This window comes from Candidimonas humi (assembly GCF_019166065.1).
Taxonomy (GTDB): Bacteria; Pseudomonadota; Gammaproteobacteria; order Burkholderiales; family Burkholderiaceae_B; genus Candidimonas; species Candidimonas humi.
Genome location: NZ_JAHTBN010000004.1, coordinates 92,144 through 110,721, shown reverse-complemented (window position 1 = coordinate 110,721; position 18,578 = coordinate 92,144). Strand labels below are relative to the sequence as shown.

18 protein-coding genes are annotated in these 18,578 nt (G+C 65.7%); 9 read left to right on the top strand and 9 right to left on the bottom strand.

Annotated elements, in window-relative coordinates:
• Positions 1 to 22 precede the first annotated feature (22 nt).
• Together KVP10_RS11035 and tyrS are read right to left on the bottom strand one after the other, a co-directional pair.
• A complete protein-coding gene (locus KVP10_RS11035) occupies positions 23 to 661 on the bottom strand; it encodes a YbhB/YbcL family Raf kinase inhibitor-like protein (protein ID WP_217964651.1) in 639 nt (212 codons plus the stop codon).
• A 44-nt stretch (positions 662 to 705) separates the two neighbouring features.
• Positions 706 to 1,932: a tyrosine--tRNA ligase gene (gene tyrS, locus KVP10_RS11030; RefSeq protein WP_217964650.1), complete on the bottom strand. Its 1,227-nt coding sequence runs from the start codon at positions 1,930 to 1,932 to the stop codon at positions 706 to 708.
• Positions 1,933 to 2,152: 220 nt separating this feature from the next.
• Here tyrS and KVP10_RS11025 point away from each other — a divergent pair, with 220 nt between their 5' ends.
• Complete coding sequence (locus KVP10_RS11025) at positions 2,153 to 3,532, top strand: M23 family metallopeptidase (protein WP_217964649.1); 1,380 nt, start codon at positions 2,153 to 2,155, stop codon at positions 3,530 to 3,532.
• A 64-nt stretch (positions 3,533 to 3,596) separates the two neighbouring features.
• Positions 3,597 to 4,703: an anhydro-N-acetylmuramic acid kinase gene (locus KVP10_RS11020; RefSeq protein WP_217964648.1), complete on the top strand. Its 1,107-nt coding sequence runs from the start codon at positions 3,597 to 3,599 to the stop codon at positions 4,701 to 4,703.
• Between the two features lie 87 nt (positions 4,704 to 4,790).
• Here KVP10_RS11020 and erpA read toward each other — a convergent pair whose 3' ends face one another.
• The 5 genes from erpA to rplM all read right to left on the bottom strand — a co-directional run bounded on the left by erpA (position 4,791) and on the right by rplM (position 8,133).
• Positions 4,791 to 5,162, bottom strand: a complete 372-nt coding sequence (gene erpA, locus KVP10_RS11015) for an iron-sulfur cluster insertion protein ErpA (RefSeq protein WP_217964647.1) — start codon at positions 5,160 to 5,162, stop codon at positions 4,791 to 4,793.
• 66 nt (positions 5,163 to 5,228) lie between these two features.
• Positions 5,229 to 5,885, bottom strand: a complete 657-nt coding sequence (locus tag KVP10_RS11010; RefSeq protein WP_217964646.1) for a DUF6776 family protein — start codon at positions 5,883 to 5,885, stop codon at positions 5,229 to 5,231.
• Between the two features lie 112 nt (positions 5,886 to 5,997).
• Complete coding sequence (argC, locus tag KVP10_RS11005; protein WP_246600583.1) at positions 5,998 to 7,059, bottom strand: N-acetyl-gamma-glutamyl-phosphate reductase; 1,062 nt, start codon at positions 7,057 to 7,059, stop codon at positions 5,998 to 6,000.
• A 243-nt stretch (positions 7,060 to 7,302) separates the two neighbouring features.
• Positions 7,303 to 7,695: a 30S ribosomal protein S9 gene (gene rpsI, locus KVP10_RS11000; protein WP_217964645.1), complete on the bottom strand. Its 393-nt coding sequence runs from the start codon at positions 7,693 to 7,695 to the stop codon at positions 7,303 to 7,305.
• Positions 7,696 to 7,704: 9 nt separating this feature from the next.
• Positions 7,705 to 8,133, bottom strand: coding sequence for a 50S ribosomal protein L13 (gene rplM, locus KVP10_RS10995; protein ID WP_217964644.1), 429 nt, complete (start codon positions 8,131 to 8,133; stop codon positions 7,705 to 7,707).
• A gap of 622 nt (positions 8,134 to 8,755) precedes the next feature.
• Here rplM and KVP10_RS10990 point away from each other — a divergent pair.
• The 5 genes from KVP10_RS10990 to KVP10_RS10970 are packed head-to-tail and all read left to right on the top strand — an operon-like array spanning position 8,756 to position 13,257.
• Positions 8,756 to 9,910 (top strand): ABC transporter substrate-binding protein, encoded by a 1,155-nt coding sequence (locus KVP10_RS10990; RefSeq protein WP_217964643.1) that lies wholly within the window; start codon positions 8,756 to 8,758, stop codon positions 9,908 to 9,910.
• 46 nt (positions 9,911 to 9,956) lie between these two features.
• The gene (locus tag KVP10_RS10985; RefSeq protein ID WP_217964642.1) at positions 9,957 to 10,838 is read left to right on the top strand and encodes a branched-chain amino acid ABC transporter permease; all 882 of its coding nucleotides are present in this window, start codon (positions 9,957 to 9,959) and stop codon (positions 10,836 to 10,838) included.
• Between the two features lie 4 nt (positions 10,839 to 10,842).
• On the top strand, positions 10,843 to 11,709 hold the full coding sequence (locus KVP10_RS10980) for a branched-chain amino acid ABC transporter permease (RefSeq protein ID WP_217964641.1): 867 nt from the start codon (positions 10,843 to 10,845) through the stop codon (positions 11,707 to 11,709).
• Complete coding sequence (locus KVP10_RS10975; protein ID WP_217964640.1) at positions 11,702 to 12,490, top strand: ABC transporter ATP-binding protein; 789 nt, start codon at positions 11,702 to 11,704, stop codon at positions 12,488 to 12,490. The genes KVP10_RS10980 and KVP10_RS10975 overlap by 8 nt, the downstream gene beginning before the upstream one ends.
• Positions 12,487 to 13,257, top strand: coding sequence for an ABC transporter ATP-binding protein (locus KVP10_RS10970; RefSeq protein ID WP_217964639.1), 771 nt, complete (start codon positions 12,487 to 12,489; stop codon positions 13,255 to 13,257). The genes KVP10_RS10975 and KVP10_RS10970 overlap by 4 nt, the downstream gene beginning before the upstream one ends.
• A 51-nt stretch (positions 13,258 to 13,308) precedes the next feature.
• Here the strand turns inward: KVP10_RS10970 and pmbA are convergent, their stop codons facing one another.
• A complete protein-coding gene (gene pmbA / locus KVP10_RS10965) occupies positions 13,309 to 14,682 on the bottom strand; it encodes a metalloprotease PmbA (protein ID WP_217964638.1) in 1,374 nt (457 codons plus the stop codon).
• A 77-nt stretch (positions 14,683 to 14,759) separates the two neighbouring features.
• Here pmbA and yjgA point away from each other — a divergent pair, with 77 nt between their 5' ends.
• Positions 14,760 to 15,332 carry a ribosome biogenesis factor YjgA gene (yjgA, locus tag KVP10_RS10960; protein WP_217964637.1) on the top strand — a complete coding sequence of 191 codons (573 nt, stop codon included), beginning with the start codon at positions 14,760 to 14,762 and terminating at the stop codon, positions 15,330 to 15,332.
• Positions 15,329 to 16,000, top strand: coding sequence for an alpha/beta hydrolase (locus tag KVP10_RS10955; protein WP_217964636.1), 672 nt, complete (start codon positions 15,329 to 15,331; stop codon positions 15,998 to 16,000). The genes yjgA and KVP10_RS10955 overlap by 4 nt, the downstream gene beginning before the upstream one ends.
• A gap of 47 nt (positions 16,001 to 16,047) precedes the next feature.
• Here the strand turns inward: KVP10_RS10955 and KVP10_RS10950 are convergent, their stop codons facing one another.
• Positions 16,048 to 18,552 carry a bifunctional acetate--CoA ligase family protein/GNAT family N-acetyltransferase gene (locus KVP10_RS10950; protein WP_217964635.1) on the bottom strand — a complete coding sequence of 835 codons (2,505 nt, stop codon included), beginning with the start codon at positions 18,550 to 18,552 and terminating at the stop codon, positions 16,048 to 16,050.
• Positions 18,553 to 18,578: the final 26 nt, after the last annotated feature.

Here is an 18,578-nt window from a genome sequence, read left to right as displayed (position 1 = left end):
GGCCGATACGAAACACGCAGGACTATTTGGCGGCGCCGGCCAGGCGCGGGTTCAGCGTATAGGTGCCGGTAAGCGTGGCCTGCGCCAGCACGTGGCCCTGCATCGCCTTGAGCGCCTGGCCGCCGCTGAAGCTGCCTTCCAGGCCCAGGCTGGCGACGTCCAGCGCATACACGGTGAACACGTAGTGGTGCACCAGGGCGTCGTTCCAGGGCGGGCACGGGCCGTCGTAGCCGAAGTAGTCGCCGCTCATGTCGCGATCGGCGGCGAACCACGAGGTGTAGTCGTTGATGCCTTGGCGCGCGCCATTGGGCGCGACGGCGCCGCCCTTGCCGCGCGGGGTAATGCCGTTGGAATAGGCGCCTTCGGCGATTTCCGTGACCGATGGCGGCAGGTCGGTTATGACCCAATGGTAGAAATCGGCGCGCGGCAGGTCGGCCGGCACCTCGCGCCCTTCCTGGTTGACGTCGTCGGGCTTGGTGGGCACATCGGGGTCATGGCATATCAGCACGTACGACTGCACCGCGGCGGGCGGTTCGGACCACGCCAGGTGCGGATTGAGATTATCGGACAGGGCTACGTGGGATGCCTCGTCGATCTTGCCGAAGGCATACCTCTGCGGGATGCTCTGCTGGTCGGAAAACGATGCACTATTGAGCTTCATGGATTCCCTCCTGAGATGATCGAATCAGAATCAATAAGGCCTGTTCACGCCAATGTGACCCTGGCGAACTTGCGCTTGCCGACCTGCACCACATAGGTGCCGGCGGGCAGCATAAGCGCCTTGTCCTCGATGCGGTCACCGTCCACGCGCACGCCGCCTTGCTCGACGTTGCGCTGCGCCTCGGCGCCCGAAGCCACCAGCCCGGCTTCGCGCAGCACCTTGAGTATGCCCAGGGGCGCGGCCCCGAGCTGGACCTCGGGCATGTCGTCGGGGATGGCGCCGTCGCGGAAACGCGCCTCGAAATCGGCCAGCGCGCCCTGCGCCGCCTGCTGCGTGTGGAAGCGGGCGACGATTTCCAGCGCCAGCATGACTTTAGTATCGCGCGGATTGCGGCCTTCTTTCACCTGCTTTTGTAACAACGCGATTTCGTCCATCGAACGGAACGACAGCAGTTCGTAGTAGCGCCACATCAGCGTGTCCGAAATCGACATGAGCTTGCCGAACATGGATGCGGGGCTCTCGGAAATGCCTATGTAGTTGCCCTTGGACTTGGACATCTTGTCCACGCCGTCGGTGCCCTCGAGCAGCGGCATGGTCAGCACGCACTGCGGTTCCTGGCCGTATTCCTTTTGCAGTTCGCGCCCTACCAGCAGGTTGAACTTCTGGTCGGTGCCGCCCAGTTCGAGGTCGGCCTTGAGCGCGACCGAATCGTAGCCCTGCATCAGCGGATACAGGAATTCGTGCACGGATATCGGTATGCCGCCCTTGTAGCGGCGCGTGAAGTCTTCGCGTTCCATCATGCGCGCCACGGTGTAGCGCGAGGCCAGTTGGATCAGGCCACGCGCGCCCAGCGGGTCGCTCCATTCGGAGTTGTAGCGGATCTCGGTGCGCGCCGGGTCCAGCACCAGGCTGGCCTGGGCGTAATAGGTCTTGGCGTTTTCCTTGATCTGCTCGGCCGTCAGCGGCGGACGCGTAGCGTTGCGCCCGCTGGGATCGCCAATCATGGACGTGAAGTCGCCAATGAGGAAGATGACGGTATGGCCGAGGTCCTGCAACTGGCGCATCTTGTTGAGCACCACCGTGTGGCCCAGGTGTATGTCGGGCGCCGTCGGATCCAGGCCCAGCTTGATGCGCAGGGGCACGCCGGTAGCGCGGCTGCGAGCCAGCTTGCGGACGAATTCGGATTCGACCAGCAATTCGTCGCAGCCTCTTTTGGCGATGCGCAGATCGGCTTGGACTTCCGGGGTGAGCGGGGATTCGGGGGACGACATGAGGAACCGTAAGCAGGAATTGGAAAAAAATGCTCGAAATTTCAAGCATATTACGTTAGGATAGCGTGCTAATGAAATCACTGCACAGCGGGTTTGCCGCGTACCGCGGCCCCAGGCAGGATATTATCAGAGCGCTTGCTGCCAGGCCGCAGACAGGCGCCTGCTCTCGGGGAAACCCCGGGGCGCAAGTTTCCACCCCCCACGATCCAGGTTTTGCTTTATGTTCGAAAAAGGGACGCTATTTCATCCCTCCAAGGCGGAGGCTCATTCCGCCCACCACTCCAGATTCCTGTACATCCGTAATGGCTTCGTGTGCCTGACGCTCGGGCTGTTCGTGGCCGCCGCCGCGCTGGCGGTGGTCAAGCCCGGCGATACGGACACCGCAATGCCGCTGGTGCACGCAGTGCGCCGGACGCTCGCGCTGCCTGAACCGTTCCCGGCGCCCTCCGCCAAATTCGACCAGCCGTTCGTCAACCAGACCCAGATCCGTGCCGGCGACACGCTGGCGGCATTGCTGCAGCGCCTGCGCGTCCGGGAACCGGGGCTGCAGAAGTTCCTGACCTACGACAAGAACGCCCGTTCCATCCATATGCTGATGCCCGGGCGCAGCATGGTAGCGGCCGTCGACCGGGACGGACACCTGGCCTGGCTGCGCTACGAGCACACTCCGGGCGTCCGCGAAGGCGGGCGCTATGTCGCCAAGTGGCTGGATGTCGAACCCGACGGCAGCGGCTTCGTGGCGCAGGAATCCAGCGAGGAAGCGCATCCCCAGGTGCGCATGGCCGAAGGCAGCATCGACAGCTCGCTGTACGCGGCCACGGACGAGGCCGGCATTCCCGACGCCATTACCCAGCAGATGACCGACATCCTGGGCAGCAAGATAGATTTCCTGCAGGATCTGCGCGCCGACGACCGGTTCCGCGTCGTCTACCAGTCGTATACGCATGACGGCACCGAGGTGGGGACGGGCCGCATACTGGCATTGCAGTTCATCAACCGCGGCCATCCCCACGAAGCCGTGTGGTTCGACGGCAAGGACGGCAGCGGCGCCTACTACGATTTCGACGGCCACAGCCTCAAGGGCGCGTTCCTGCGCACCGCACTGCAGTTCACGCGCATCAGCTCCACTTTCGGCATGCGGCTGCACCCGCTGCACCGCAAATGGACCAGCCACCAGGGCGTGGATTACGCGGCCCCCAGGGGCACGCCCATACATTCCACGTCGGACGGCACGGTCGAATTCATCGGGCGGCAGAACGGCTACGGCAATGTCGTCATCATCCGCCACGACCGTCACTATTCCACGCTGTACGCCCATCAGAGCCGCTTTGCAGCGGGCCTGAAGCGCGGCGCCAAGGTGAGGCAGGGCCAATTGATCGGCTACGTGGGCGCCACCGGCTGGGCCACCGGCCCGCACCTGCATTATGAATTCCGCGTCGACGGCCATCCGGTCGATCCGCTATCCGTGAAGCTGCCCATCGCCCGCCGCCTGGAAGGGACGCAGCTCGCGGCCTTCGAACACAAGGTTGCGCCCTACCGCCAGCACATTCGTATGCTGGCCGAACTGCAGCGCCACGACATTCAGGTGGCGAGCCGCTGATCGCGGAGCGCCCGCCGATGCCCGGCCTGCCGCAAACCATGAATCCCCGGACAGGGAGTCGGCCATGAGCCAGGAAGTCTTGTACATAGGATTGATGTCGGGCACCAGCACCGACGGCGTGGACGGAGTGCTGGCCAATCTGGCGGAAGCCACCCGGCCGCAGATCCGGGCGCATGTGTCCTTGCCCATGCCCGAACGCCTGCGCCAGGAATTCCTGGCGCTGAACCTGAGCGGCCCCAACGAGCTGGCGCGCGCCGCCAGCGCCGGCAACCAACTGGCCAGGCTGTATGCCGCCGCCGTGCAGGACCTGCTCAAGCAAAGCGGCGTCACGGCGGCCAGGGTGCGCGCCATCGGCGCGCACGGCCAGACCGTCAGGCACGATCCGGCCGCGGGCTACAGCCTGCAGATCAATGCGCCGGCGCTGCTGGCCGAATTGACCGGCATCGACGTGATCGCCGACTTCCGCTCCCGCGATGTGGCGGCCGGAGGCCAGGGCGCGCCGCTGGTCCCGGCTTTCCACGAGGCCGTGTTCAGCAGCGCCGAGATACCGCGCGCCGTATTGAACCTGGGAGGCATCGCCAACGTGACGCTGCTGCATCCCGGCCGGCCCGTGCGCGGCTTCGACACGGGGCCGGCCAATGTGCTGCTGGATCTATGGAGCAAGGAACGCACCGGCAAGGACTATGACGCCGGCGGGCGCTGGGGCGCCAGCGGGCGCACCGACCCCGCCCTGCTCGAGTCCCTGCTGCGCAGCGAGCCCTGGTTCGACGCGCCGCCGCCGAAATCCACCGGACGCGACCTGTTCAACCATGCCTGGCTCGCCAGGCGGCTCGCGCCTTTCCAGGCGCTGGCCGACAACGACGTGCAGGCCACCTTGCAAAGCCTTACGGCGCATACCGTGGCGCAGGCGATAAACCGCTATGCGCCGGAAACTCGCGAAGTGCTGGTATGCGGAGGAGGTGCGCTGAACCGCGCGCTGATGCACGAACTGGAAAGGGAACTGCGGCGGCCCGTATACCCGACGACGCGCCTGGACGTACCCGTGCAACTGGTAGAGGCCCTGGCCTTCGCATGGCTGGCGCAAGCCCATGAACTACGCAAGCCGGCCGGACTGCCGACCGTCACGGGCGCCCGGCATCGCAGCGTGCTGGGCTGCCGTTATCCCGCCTGACAGGCCCCGACAGCAAGGCCCAGGGCATCAGGGTGGCGCCGAAGGCGCCGCGGGGCTACAGGGCCCGGCGGGCCGAATCGGCGGCGCTCAGGCCGAGAACGAAGAACCGCAGCCGCAGGTAGACGCCGCATTGGGATTGCGGATCACGAACTGCGCGCCTTCCAGGTCGTCTTTGTAGTCGATCTCGGCGCCCACCAGATACTGGAAGCTCATGGGGTCGATGAGCAACTGGACCCCGCCCTTATCGACAGTGGTGTCGTCGTCGTTGATGGTTTCGTCGAACGTGAAGCCATACTGGAAGCCGGAGCAGCCGCCGCCCTGCACGAACACGCGCAATTTCAATTCGGGGTTGCCTTCCTCGGCCAGCAGATCCTTGACCTTGGCAGCCGCCGCATCGGTGAAGACGATGGGCGAGGGAGGGGCTTCTTGCAGATCGACGGTTTCAGTCGCGGTACTCATGTGGCACTACTCCAGTGCAAGCGTCTCGCTTGCGCAAAATCCATGGCGTTCAAAAGAAGAACGCGGTCAAGGGCCGTCGCCCAGCGGCACGTCGGCGCTGCCGGAGGCCCGCAGCGTCTTGCCCTCGAAAATATCGAGTGTGACGGTCTGGGGAATGAAACCGTCAGGCAGGCTCAGCAAGCCCTGGCTGCGCTGAAACTGATCGAATTCGATAGCCAGGGCGCCGGGCTGCGCGCCCTGCCCGCCGGCGGCCTGGGCCGGCTCCAACTCTATTTTAACCGTTTTGCCCTGCCTCAGCCCCGTCGCCACGAACTGCATGCGGCCTTTGAAAGGCGCGTCGCCCGCGGCATTGCGCATCAATAGCACGCGGTAGTGCAGCACGGGGCCCTGGGCCCGCACCTCGAAGGCGCGTATGCCGATGCTGCCCTTGGGCCCGGGAGGCAGCAACTGGTCGTAGAACGCCAGGCGGTCGCGCGCGCGGGCCAGTTCATCCTGGGCGTGCTGCAGGCTGGCTTCCAGGCCGCTGCGGGTGCTCTGCTCGACCGAGAGCTGCCCCTGCAGCAGGTCGACCTTGGCATGCAGCCCGGCCAGGTCGTCGGCGCTGCGCGCCACGCTCTGCTGGTATTGGGCCTGCAGGCGGGCGTAATCGCGGCCGGCATCGTGCCGGCCCCAGAGGCGGCCGATCGCCGCCCCGGCCGCCAGGCTCAGGACGAGCACAGCCACGATCGCCCACGGCCGCCGCCCCGTCGTTGCGGGACGGGTTGGCGCCGGCTTGATGTCTTGCGTCATGGATGCACAGACCGGTGCGCGGCCGGGGAGTTCCCCGCCGCCGCCATTACGGCAGCACGGCCACGTGCTCCAGGCCGGTGGCTTCGGGCAGGCCGAACATCAGGTTCATGTTCTGCACCGCCTGGCCGGACGCGCCCTTGACCAGGTTGTCCTGGATCACCAGCACGACCAGTTGATCGCCGCCGCCCGGACGGTGCACGGCGATACGCAAGTGATTCGAGGCGCGCACCGAACGGGTTTCCGGCAGGCTGCCGGCGGGCATGACGTCGATGAAAGCCTCGTCGGCGTAGCGCTGCTCGAACAAAGCCTGGAAGTCGGTGTCCATGGCCTCCGGCAAGATGCGGGCGTAGATCGTGGAGAACATGCCGCGGATCATGGGCACCAGGTGCGGCACGAAGGTCAGGCCCAGGCCGTCGCCGGCGATGCGCCGCAATTGCTCGAGGATCTCGGGGTGGTGGCGATGCCCCGCCACGCCGTAGGCCTTGAAATTATCGCCGGCCTCGGAATAAAGCGTGCCGACCTCGGCCTTGCGCCCCGCGCCGGACGTGCCGGACTTGCAATCCGCAATCAGGTGCGAGATATCGACCAGGCGCTTGCCGCCTTCGATCAGCGGCGCCAGGCCCAGGATGACGGTGGTCGGGTAGCAGCCCGGGTTGCCGACGACCCGCGCACCTGCGATGCGTTCGCGGTTGAGTTCGACCAGGCCGTAGACCGATTCTTCCAGGATGTCCGGGCAGGAATGCGGCATTTTGTACCACTTCTCGAAGACTTGCGTGTCGCGCAGGCGGAAGTCGGCCGCCAGGTCGATCAGGCGCACGCCATGGCCCAGCAATTCCTGCGCCTGACTCATGGCCACGCCGTGGGGCGTGGCGAAGAAAACCACGTCGCACTGGTCCAGCGCGGCGCTGTCGGGCGTCTGGAAGCGCAGGCCGACACGGCCGCGCAGGTTGGGGAACATGTCGGCCACCGGCATGCCGTCTTCCTTGCGCGAGGTGATGACGGTGAGCTCCACGTTCGGGTGCTGGGACAGCAGGCGCAGCAGTTCCACGCCCGTATAGCCCGTGCCGCCCACTATGCCTGCCTTGATCCGAGGAGATGCCGCCGTCATGATGTTTCACCCAGAAAGAAATGCGATATGCGTTGAATATATGCCCGCCGGCCCGAAAGGCCGGGGCCCGATGATTGATTATGCAACAAGCCTGCGGCTTGCGCAGGGTACATGGACAAATACCCGGGGCTCGAAAGCCCAAAATCCGAAAACCCGAAAATCCGAAAATCCGAAAACAAAAACCCCGGCGCAAAGCCGGGGTTTTTGCAACTTGGCGAGGCGCATGGCCTCGCACCGCACAGCTTAGCGTTTGCTGAACTGTTTGCGGCGTCGGGCTTTGTGCAGACCGACCTTCTTGCGTTCGACTTCGCGGGCGTCGCGCGTGACCAGCCCGGCTTGCGACAGCGAGGGCTTGAGCGTCGCGTCGTAGTCGATCAGGGCACGGGTGATGCCGTGGCGCACCGCGCCGGCTTGGCCGCTTTCGCCGCCGCCATGCACGTTGACCTTGAAATCGAACGATTCGAGGTGGCCGGTCAATTCCAGAGGCTGGCGCACGACCATGCGGCCGGTTTCGCGGGCGAAGTATTCATCGACGGGCTTGCCGTTGACGACGATGCGGCCCGATCCTTTCTTGAGGAACACGCGAGCCACCGAAGTCTTGCGGCGGCCGGTTCCGTAATTCCAGTTACCGATCATGAGCTATCCTTAGAATTCCAGCGGTTTGGGCTGCTGAGCCGTATGCGGGTGCTCGGCGCCGGCATAAACCTTGAGCTTCTTGATCATGGCGTAACCGAGGGGGCCCTTGGGCAGCATGCCCTTGACAGCCTTCTGGATCGCGCGACCGGGGAAGCGCTGCTGCATTTTCTCGAAGTTCGTTTCGGAAATGCCGCCCGGATAGGTCGAGTGACGGTAGTACTTCTTGTCGTGCGACTTGTTGCCGGTAACGACGATTTCGGCTGCGTTGACGATGACGATGTAGTCGCCAGTGTCGACGTGGGGCGTGAATTCCGGCTTGTGCTTGCCGCGCAGACGGCGTGCGACTTCGCTGGCCACACGACCGAGGACTTTGCCCTTGGCGTCAATCACGTACCAGTCACGCTGGACTTCATGCGGCTTGGCCACAAAGGTCTTCATGATGGTTCCTGATAAATGTTCAAAATGCACGCCTTAAATAAGAGCGCGCCGCTTGTTTTCCAGCGCCTGAAGGGACCCGTCTAGGCGTTATGTTCCGCCCGTACACGATTCTTTCAGCCCGGCAATGCCATTGATTCGGCCCGCAGTTTGACCTGCTGGCGGTTGGCCCTGCTTCCTACTTACTCTGTTCGGCCCTGCTGTTGGCCCTGTTCGACCTACAACGACAACCTGCAGTTTGGGGACCATCCCGCCGCCATCTAGCCGCTAGGGCTAAGGCATACACCACTGGAAAGCCAGCCATCATAGCATAATTCCTTGATTTTTCAAGCCCTATAGCATGGGCCGGGGCATGCCCGGAGGCTGCGGGCACGCGGCCGCGACCCCCTGACGACGGCTCCGCGGCCTGCCCCGGATTTCGCCACAAACCCCAGCTACCGGGATTTCGCCTCTTAAATAAGGTAACCGCCGCTAAATTATCGTTTTCCACGGGTTTCAATCCGCAACGAATTGCGTGATAATCCGATCCTTGCCTGGCCCGACGGGGCCCAGGCGGCGCAGGAATGCCGGGGATACACCCATTCCCGCGTATTTCAAACTGAATACCAATACAAGGGCATTCACCATGCACAGCACCCGCAAGATCCTCCTGGCATCCCTCATCGCCGCAGGCAGCATTTCCATGGCCCAGGCGGCCGACATCAACATCGGCATGGCCGAAGCCCTGTCGGGCGGCGCGGCCCAGTACGGCCACTCCATCCGCAACGGCTTCGAACTGGCCGCCTCCGAGATCAACGCCGCCGGCGGCATCAACGGCAGCAAGATCAAGCTGGTCGTCGAAGACGAACAAGGCAAGAAAGAAGAAGCCATCAACGTCTTCAAGAAACTGATCTTCCAGGACAAGGTCCTGATGGTGTTCGGTCCCACGCTGTCGAACTCGGCACAGGCCGCCGACCCGATCGCCCAGGCTGCCAAGACGGTCGCCTTCGGCACGTCCAACACCGCCGACGGCATCACTTCCATCGGCAACTATGTCTTCCGCAATTCCGTCACCGAAGCCGACGTGCTGCCCGTGACCATCTCCACCGCCCAGCGCAAGCTCGGCATCAAGAAGGTCGCGGTGCTCTACGGCAACGACGACGTCTTCACCAAGAGCGGCTACGACAACTTCAAGAAGGCCCTGGCCGACCTGAAGATCCCCGTCACCGCCACCGAAACCTTCGCCAAGGGCGACGTCGACTTCAAGGCCCAGCTCACCAAGATCCAGAGTACCCACCCCGACGCCATCGTCCTGTCGGCGCTGCTGGCCGAAGGCGGCCCCATCATGGTGCAGGCCCGCCAGCTCGGCATCAAGCTGCCCTTCATCGGCGGCAACGGCATGAACTCGGTCAAGATCTTCGACCTGGCCCCCGGCGCAGCCTCCAACGACCTGTGGGTCGGCAGCCCCTGGTCCATCGACAACAACACGCCTGAAAACACCAAATTCGTGGCTGCCTACAAAGCCAAGTACAATACGGCCCCCGACCAGTTCTCGGCGCAGTCCTACGACGCCATGTACATTGCCGCGCAGGCCCTGAAAAAGGTCAAGCTCACCGGCAACCTGGCCGCCGACCGCACGGCGCTGCGCGATGCGCTGCCCGCCGTCAAGTGGACCGGCGCCACCGGCGCGTTCGAATTCACGCAAGCCAAGAACAAGGCGGGCAAGCCTGCCGGCTACGACGCCAAGCAGACCGCCATCATCAGCGTGACGCACGATGGCAAATACATCATCGAGAAATAAGCAATAAGCGCCCGGCGCCGAGAACGCCGCCGCTTCGGAAACCTGCATGCTGGAACAGCAATTCATCAATGCCCTGTCGCTAGGGTGCGTATACGCCTTGTTTGCCTTGGGCTTCACGCTGGTTTTCGGCGTTCTCGGCATCATCAACCTGTCGCACGGCGCCGTCTTCATGGTCGGCGCCTACGCGGCGCTCTACGCCATCGCCACCCTGGGCCTGCCCCTGTGGGCCGGCCTCATCGTGGCCTTCATTGCCGCCGGGGTGCTCGGCGCCCTCATAGACTGGCTGGTGCTGCGGCCCTTGCGCCACCGCGGCGCGCCGCACCTCATCCCCATGATCGCCACCATAGGGATAGGCATCATACTGACCAACGGGGCGCAGGGCATCTTCGGCGCCAACAACCTGCGCTTCCCGCAAGGCACGGTTCCCAACCAGACGCTGCTGATCGCCGGCATGCACATGACCGTGGTCGAGATCGGCATCATCTTCGTTTCGTTCGCCCTGATGGCGGTGCTGATGTATGTCATGCGCCGCACGCGTTTCGGGCGGGCGCTGCGCGCCGTCGCCGAATCGCCCAAGGCCGCGTGGCTGCTGGGCATCGACGTCGAGCGCCTGTTCCTTACCACTTCTTTCGTGGCTGGCGGCCTGGGCGGCATCGCCGGCGTGCTGATCGGCCTGTACTCCAACGCACTCTATCCGCTGATGGGCGAACCCATATTGCGCAAGGGCATCGCCGTGGTCATCCTCGGCGGCCTGGGCAACATACCCGGCGCCATGATAGGCGGCCTGTTCCTGGGTTTTTCCGAAGTCCTGTCGGTGGCCTATATCGGCTCCACCACGCGCGACGCAGTGGCTTTCGGCTTGCTGTTCCTGGTCCTGCTGCTGCGTCCGCAGGGCCTGTTCGGCAAAGTAGTGCAGCGCAAGGCGTGACGACATGAGCAGTCTGGCAACTTTCTGGGCCATTTACGGCAATGTGGTCATGTCCCTGGGCACCAATGCCCTGCTGGCCCTGTCCATCTGGCTGACCCTGGTCTGCGGCATGCTGTCCATCGCCAACGCGGCTTTCATGGGCATAGGCGCCTATGCGGCGGCCATACTCACCATGAACTACGGCGCGCCGTTCGGGGTCTCGCTGGCCGCGGGCATGATAGCGCCGGCAGTCCTGGCGGCGATCATCGGCCTGCCGACCATACGCCTGTCGGGCGTCTACCTGGCCATGGCCACCCTCGCCTTCGGCGAAGTCGTGCGGGTGATCGTCCTCAACACCGAATCGGTCACCGGCGGCGCGCTGGGCCTGAACGGCATTCCGCAACTGACGCAATGGTGGCACGTGCTGCTGGCCGTGGTGATCGTGCTGCTGGTGCTGTGGCGCCTGCGCGTATCGAAGATCGGCCGCGCCTTCGACGCCATACGCGGCGACGAAACCGCCGCCAGCCTGATGGGCGTGAACGTGCGCGCCAACAAGCTGCTCGCCTTCGTGCTCGGCGGCGCCATCGCCGGCCTGGCGGGGGCCCTGAACGCGCATCTGACGTTCTTCATCGGCCCCAACGAATATGGCTTCGAACGCGCCGTCGAGATTCTGACCATGACCATACTCGGAGGCATCAGCGGCCTGATCGGGCCGCTGCTGGGCAGCACCATCATCACCTTGCTGCCCGAAGTGCTGCGCGGCTTCGACAGCTTCCGCCTGGTCGCCAACGGCCTGATCCTGGTGCTGATCGTATTGTTCCTGCCACGCGGCATCTGGGATCCGGCCCGCTACGCGCAATGGCTGCGCAAGGGAGGCAAGCGCCGTGCTTGAACTCTCCAATATCTCCATGCATTTCGGCGGCCTGCACGTCCTGCATGATGTGAACATCAAGGTCCCGCAGGGCTCGATCTTCGGACTGATCGGCCCCAACGGCGCGGGCAAGACCACCGTGTTCAATATCATCACGGGCCTGCTCACCCCCAACGGCGGACGCATCACCTTCGACGGCCAGAATCTCATCGGCCTGAAGCCGCATCGCATCACGCGCCTGGGCATCGCGCGCACCTTCCAGAACATCCGCTTGTTCAAGGAAATGACGCTGCTGCAGAACGTGGTGGTGGGCGCCTATCGGCACATGCAGTACGGCGTGCCGTCGCTGCTGTTCGGGCTGCCGGCGTTTCGCCGCCAGGAAGCCCAGGCGCGCGAACGCGCCATGGAACTGCTCGGCTGGATGAAGCTGGACCACAAGGCCCACGACCTGGCCGACAATCTTTCCTACGGCGAACAGCGCCGCCTGGAACTGGCTCGCGCCCTGGCCACCGAGCCCAAGCTGCTGCTGCTGGACGAACCCGTGGCGGGCATGAATACCGGCGAGCGCGCCGAACTCATGCATGAAATCCAGGCCATACGCGCCCGCGGCTATACCATCCTGATGATCGAACACGACATGCATTTCGTCATGGGGCTGTGCGACCAGATCGCCGTGCTGAACTTCGGCAAGATCATCGCCTTCGGCCAGCCCGAAGCCATACGCAACAATGAAGAGGTCATCGAGGCCTACCTGGGCCGCGACGACGAAGAAGAAGACGCGGCCACGGAGGTGCAGGCATGAGCGCGCCCGCCCCAGCCGTGCACGCAACGCCTGCGGGCGCCGACGCCGCGCAGCGGCCGGCGGCCGCGCTCGAGGTGCGCGGCCTGACCGTGCACTATGGCCACATCGAGGCGGTGCGCGGCATCGACATGGCGCTGGAACCCGGCGGCATCACCGCGCTGGTGGGCGCCAACGGCGCCGGCAAATCGACCACGCTGCTGGCGCTGTCGGGCCTGCTGCCCAAAGTTTCCGGCTCGGTGATCTTCGAAGGCGAAGACATCACGCGGCTCGCGCCGCACCAGATCGTGGCGCGCGGCATCGTGCAGGTGCCCGAAGGCCGCGCCATCCTGACCACCATGACGGTGCGCGAGAACCTCGAACTGGGCGCCTATCGCCGCGGCAACAGCGGCACGCCCAAGGATTTCGACTACGTCTTCGCGCTGTTTCCCAGGCTGAAAGAACGCCTGGACGGCGTGGCCGGCAATCTGTCCGGCGGCGAACAACAAATGCTGGCCATCGCCCGCGCGCTGATGGCCAAGCCCCGCCTGCTGCTGCTGGACGAGCCGTCGATGGGCCTGGCGCCCATCGTGGTGCAGGAAATTTTCCGCGCCCTGCGCTCCATCAACGCCGACGGCCTGACTTTGTTCCTGGTCGAACAGAACGTGCGCCAGGCCCTGAAGATAGCGCAGCGCGGCTACGTGCTGGAAAACGGCAGCATGGCCCTGTCGGGCTCGGGCAAGGAACTGCTCAATCACCCGCGGGTGCTGCAGGCCTACCTGGGGGTCTGAGGCAAGGCGCCCTTGCCTCTTTTTCCCCCGCCGTCCCGCTAAAGACCCATATCAGGTACCGGCGATCGACATCTGCTCGATGAGTATGGAACCAGTGGTCTTGGAGCCGCGCGTGATGGTGTCGGCGCCTACCGCCGCAACCTGCCTGAACATTTCCGCCAGATTGCCGGCGATGGTGATTTCTTGCACGGCGTGGCGGATTTCCCCGTCCTCGACCCAGTAGCCGAAGGCGCCGCGCGAATAATCGCCGGTGACATAGTTCACGCCCTGGCCGATGAGTTCGGTCACCAGCAGGCCCCGGCCCATCTTGCGCAGCATGGCCGACAGGTCGTCGCCCGGGCGCGTCAGGCGCGAGGACAAGGCCAGGTTGTGCGAGCCCCCGGCATTGCCGGTGGTGCGCATGCCCAGCTTGCGGGCGGTGTAGCTGGACAGGAAATAGCCTTGCAGCACGCCGCCGGCCACGACCTCGCGCGCCTGGGTGCGCACGCCTTCGTCGTCGAACGGGGAGCTGCCCATGGCGCCGTCCACGTATGGGTCTTCGGCCACGTCGAGGTGCCCGGCCATTACCTGCTTGCCCATGGAATCCACCAGGAAGCTGGTCTTGCGATACAGCGCGCCGCCGCTGGTGGCCTGCACCAGCGCCCCCAGAAGGCCGACGGCCAGCGGCGCCTCGAACAGCACCGGGTAGCGGCCCGTGGCCACGCGCCGCGCCGACAGGCGCGACAGTGTGCGCTGCGCCGCATAGCGGCCCAAGGCGGCCGGATCGGCCAGCCGGGCAGGATCGCGCTCGGAGCTGTACCAGTAGTCGCGCTGCATGTGCGCGCCGCGCCCCGCAATGGGCGCCACCGACAGGCCGTGGCGCGAATACGGATAGCCGCCCATGAAGCCGCGCGAATTGCCGAGCACGAAATGGCCTTCGTAGGCGCTGGCGGAGGCGCCTTCGGTGTTGGTGATGAGACGGCTGGTGGCGCGCGCCGCGCGCTCGGCCTGCAGGGCCAGCTCGGCCGCCTGCTGCGACGAGATGTCCCAGGGATGATGCAGGTGCAGGTCGGGATAGTCGTGCGCCAGCAGCTCGGCCTCGGGCAGGCCTGCGGCCGGATCTTCCGCCGTATAGCGCGCAATATGCCAGGCGGCCTCGACGGTTTCCTGCACCGCCTTGGTGGAGAAATCCGAAGTGGAAGCCGAACCGCGCCGCTGGCCGGCGAACACCGTGACATCCAGCGACCGGTCGCGGGTCTGCTCGACGGTCTCGATGTCGTCATTGCGCACCGACACCGACAGGCCGCTGCTTTCGGAGACTTCGGCCGCCGCGTCCGAGGCGCCCACGCTGCGGGCGTGCCGCAAGGCCTGTTCCACCAGTTCGCGGAAACGCGCCTGGTTTTCGGCTATGGGCAGACGGGTATATGAATGTGTATGTTGGGTCATTGCGGCTCTTTCAATCCTGCTCTTTCAGGTCAGGCGGTTATCATAGCCAATTAAAGAAGAATGTTTTCGTCCCCGCCATGCCCAATCACCCCACGGAACCCATCGAAACCGACGCCGAGCGTCCCAGCAAATCGCAGGTCAAGCGCGAGATGCATGCCTTGCTGGATCTCGGCAAGCGCCTGGTGGAGCTGTCCACCGACAGGCTGCGCGAGCTGCCTCTGGAAGAAAAGCTGTACGACGCGATCCGCGAGGCGCAGCGCACCCCGGGCCGCGAAGGCCGGCGCCGCCAGGTGCATTACGTCGGCAAGCTGATGCGCGCCGCCGACGCCGATGCCATCCGCAGCCGCCTCGACGCCTGGGAAAACGGTTCGCGCGAGCAGACCGCCGCCATGCATCGCCTGGAAAGCCTGCGCGAGCTGCTGCTGCGCGACGACCAGGCGCTGACCAAGCTGCTGGACGAATACCCTGGCGCCGATACACAGCAACTGCGCACCTTGATCCGCGCGGGCCGCAAAGAAGCCCAGAACAACGCCGCACTGGGCCCCGGGCAGGAACCCCAGCGCAAGCACTACCGCGCGCTGTTCCAGGCCCTGAAGGCCCTGGCCGAGGCGCAGGACGGGGACAGCCCATCGACACAGGAAACCGCATGAACGCTCCGCTACTGGACTGCCTGGAAATCGAAACCGCGCCGAACCCGAGCCATGCGGTGATCTGGCTGCACGGCCTGGGCGCCGACGGCCACGATTTTGCTCCCATAGTCCCCGAACTGCGCCTGGGGGCGGCACCCGCCGTGCGTTTCGTCTTTCCGCACGCGCCAGTGCGGCCGGTGACGCTGAACAACGGCATGGCCATGCGCGCCTGGTACGACATCACGCTGCTGGCCGCGGGCGCCCGCGAGGACGCCGGCGGCATACGCGCATCGGAATTGGCGGTGCGCGCCCTGATCGAGCGCGAGAACCAGCGCGGCGTCCCGACCGACAAGATCGTGCTGGCCGGCTTTTCGCAGGGCTGCGCCATGACGCTGCACACCGGCACGCGCCTGCCGCAGAAGCTGGCGGGCATGATCGGGCTGTCCGGCTACCTGCCGCTGGCGGATACCTTCGCGGCCGAGCACAGCGACGCCAACCTGGACACGCCCATTTTCATGGCGCACGGCCTCTTCGACCCGGTGGTACAACTGGCGCGCGGGCAGGCCTCGCAGCATATATTGGCCGAGGCGGGGTTCGACGTAAGCTGGAAGACCTACCCCATGCCGCACTCGGTGTGCGCGGACGAAATCGCCGATATCGGCGCCTACCTGAGGCGGGTGCTGGCCTAGGGCCTGTTCACCCTGAGCCAGACCGCGCCGCGGCAAGCGCGCGGCGCTCAGCCGCCCGAGCCTTCTCCCAGATCGAGCCAGACGCGCCGCATGGTCGGGTCCTCGGGATCGCCGTCGTTGCGCAGGCCCAGGCGCGTCATCAGGCTCAGCATGGCGTGGTTGGACGCCAGCACCAGCCCGTCTATATAGGTCAGGCCCTGCGAGCGGGCCGCCTCGATCAGCGCCTGCATCAGGCTCATGCCCAGGCCGCGGCGCTGCCAGGCGTCGGCGATCACCAGCGCATATTCGGCGCCGCGCCCGTCGGCGTTGCGCAGGTAATGGGCGAAGCCGATGATCTCTTCGCGCGGGTGCCCGCGATGTTCGGGATTGGGCACCTGCATGGTGGCCACCAGTGCCAGTTCCTTGTCGTAGTCGATGCGCGTGTAGCGCTCGAGCATGCGCGGGGTCAGTTCGCGCAGCATGGACACGAAGCGCATGTAGCGCGATTCATCGGACAGGCCGCGCACGAAGTTTTGCAGGGGCTCGGCGTCTTCCGGACGTATCGGCCGCAGCGTCCAGGGCTGGCCGTCGGCAAAATGCCGATACTGCACCAGGCGCGCCGGGTACGGGTGAATCGCCATGTGCCGGTAACCCGACTGTTCCGGCAATTGCTCCGCGGCGCGGGCCGTGAGCTTCAAGTCTATGGCGCCGGCCTGCAAGTGGGTCGAGCCCGCATACAAGGGCTCGATGCTTAGCGATTCCACGTCGTCGAGCAGCGTCACCAGGTTGGATATGTGTTCCAGCGCCTCGCGCAGCAGCTCGAAGGCCGCGGGACTCATCTGGCGCGACAGGACGCGGCGCCAGAGCGCGCTGCGCTCGACCAACTGGCGCGCCAGGAAACTGTTGAAAGGCGGCAGGTCTATGGCCCGGTCGTGGACCTGGTCGAGGCTGCCGTCGCCCGTCCCGAATTGCACATAGGGTCCGAGCCGCGCGTCGCGCTTCACGCGTATCGCCATGGGGGTGGCGATCTCGGCCGCAAGCGCCGGATCCCGGGCCGGGGCGTCGCAGCGCACCGGAATGGCGAAGCAGTCCAGCACCTGCTGGCACTCGGCGGCGCCGAGCCGGGTGCGGCCGGCGGCGCGCGCGGCGCGCAAGACAGCGCGCGCCTCGTCCACGCGCGGCGGACGATCCAGCGGTTCAGGCGGCAAGGTCTGCTGCGCCAGCACCTGGTTGTAGTGGTAGGCGGCCAGGATGCCGAAGGCGTGGGCCGCCGTCTCGGGGGTGCGGAATGCCGGGGTGCCCACATCGTCGAGCAGATGCCGCAAGCCGCGCATGCTGGCGTCCCCCATGAAGCAGGTGATGATGGGCTTGCGCGCCTGCGGGGCCAGCGTGGCCAGTTGCCGCGCGACAGCCGACATATCGCTCAGGGGATCGGGCGCCAGCAGCACCAGCACGCCGTCCACCCCGGAGTCTTCGACCAGCGCGCCAAGAATCTGCGCCACTCGGGCCGGATCCAGGGCCGCATGGGTAACTACCGGATTGTGCGTCTCCGCACCCGGCTCGAGCAGCTCGCGCAAAGTCTTGAGCGTGGGCGCGGAGAATTCGGCGCGCAGCACCGCGGCAGCCGGCCCCATGATGTCCAGGGCCAGGTGCGTCGCGCCATTGCCGTTGGCCAGCAAGGCGATGCGGCGGCCGCGCGGGCGCCGGGCATAACCCAGCACCTTGAGCGCCGAGAACAATTGCACAAAATAGCTTACGCGCACTGCGCCCACGCGCCTCAGCAGCGCATTGAACACGGCATCGTGCTGCGGATCGGCGGCACGCCCCGTGCGCAGCACCACCACGGGCTTGACGCTGGCTGCCGCACGCAAGGCACTGGCGAAGGCCCGCACCGAATCGACGTCCTCGACGTACAGGGCGATGCTGTCGGTGTGGGCGTCCATGGACAGGTATTCCAGCACCTGGGACACGTCGATGATCGCCTCGTCGCCCACCGATACCACTGCCGAGAACCCGAGATTGACGTCCTCGGCCCAGTCCAGCACCGCCGCGGTGATGGATCGCGACTGGGCCACCAGCGCCACGCGGCCGGCCAGGGCGGGCACAGGTTGATGCGTGAGATTGAGGCCCAGGTGCGGGCGCTGCACGCCGAAGGAATTCGGGCCGAGCACCAGGCAATCGTTCAGGCGCCCCCAGGCGCGGCAATAAGCCATGTCTTGCAAGCGGTCGGCCGAGGGCTGCCCCTGCGGCAGCAGGATCAGGCAGTGCGGCCGCACCGCGCGCACGGCCTGCAGCGCCTCGGGCAGGCGCGCCGGAGCGACGCACACCAGCGCGAGATCGGCGCGGCCTCCCCAGGCAAAAGCCATGTCGGCCTCGCTCAGCTCGATAGGCCCGTCCGCCGGCGCCCTCACGAAGCTGCTGCGCCCGGCCCACAGGCGGACATGGGTCGGGCTGCCCTGCGCGCCCGCGGCCGCGGGCGCCGATGACTCGGCATCCTCCATGGGCAGGCGCCGATCGCTCAGCACCAGCAGGGATTGCGGCTCGAACAGGGCCGCCAGACGATGTCGCAACATGCTTTATCCGGATTCCTGATTGGCTG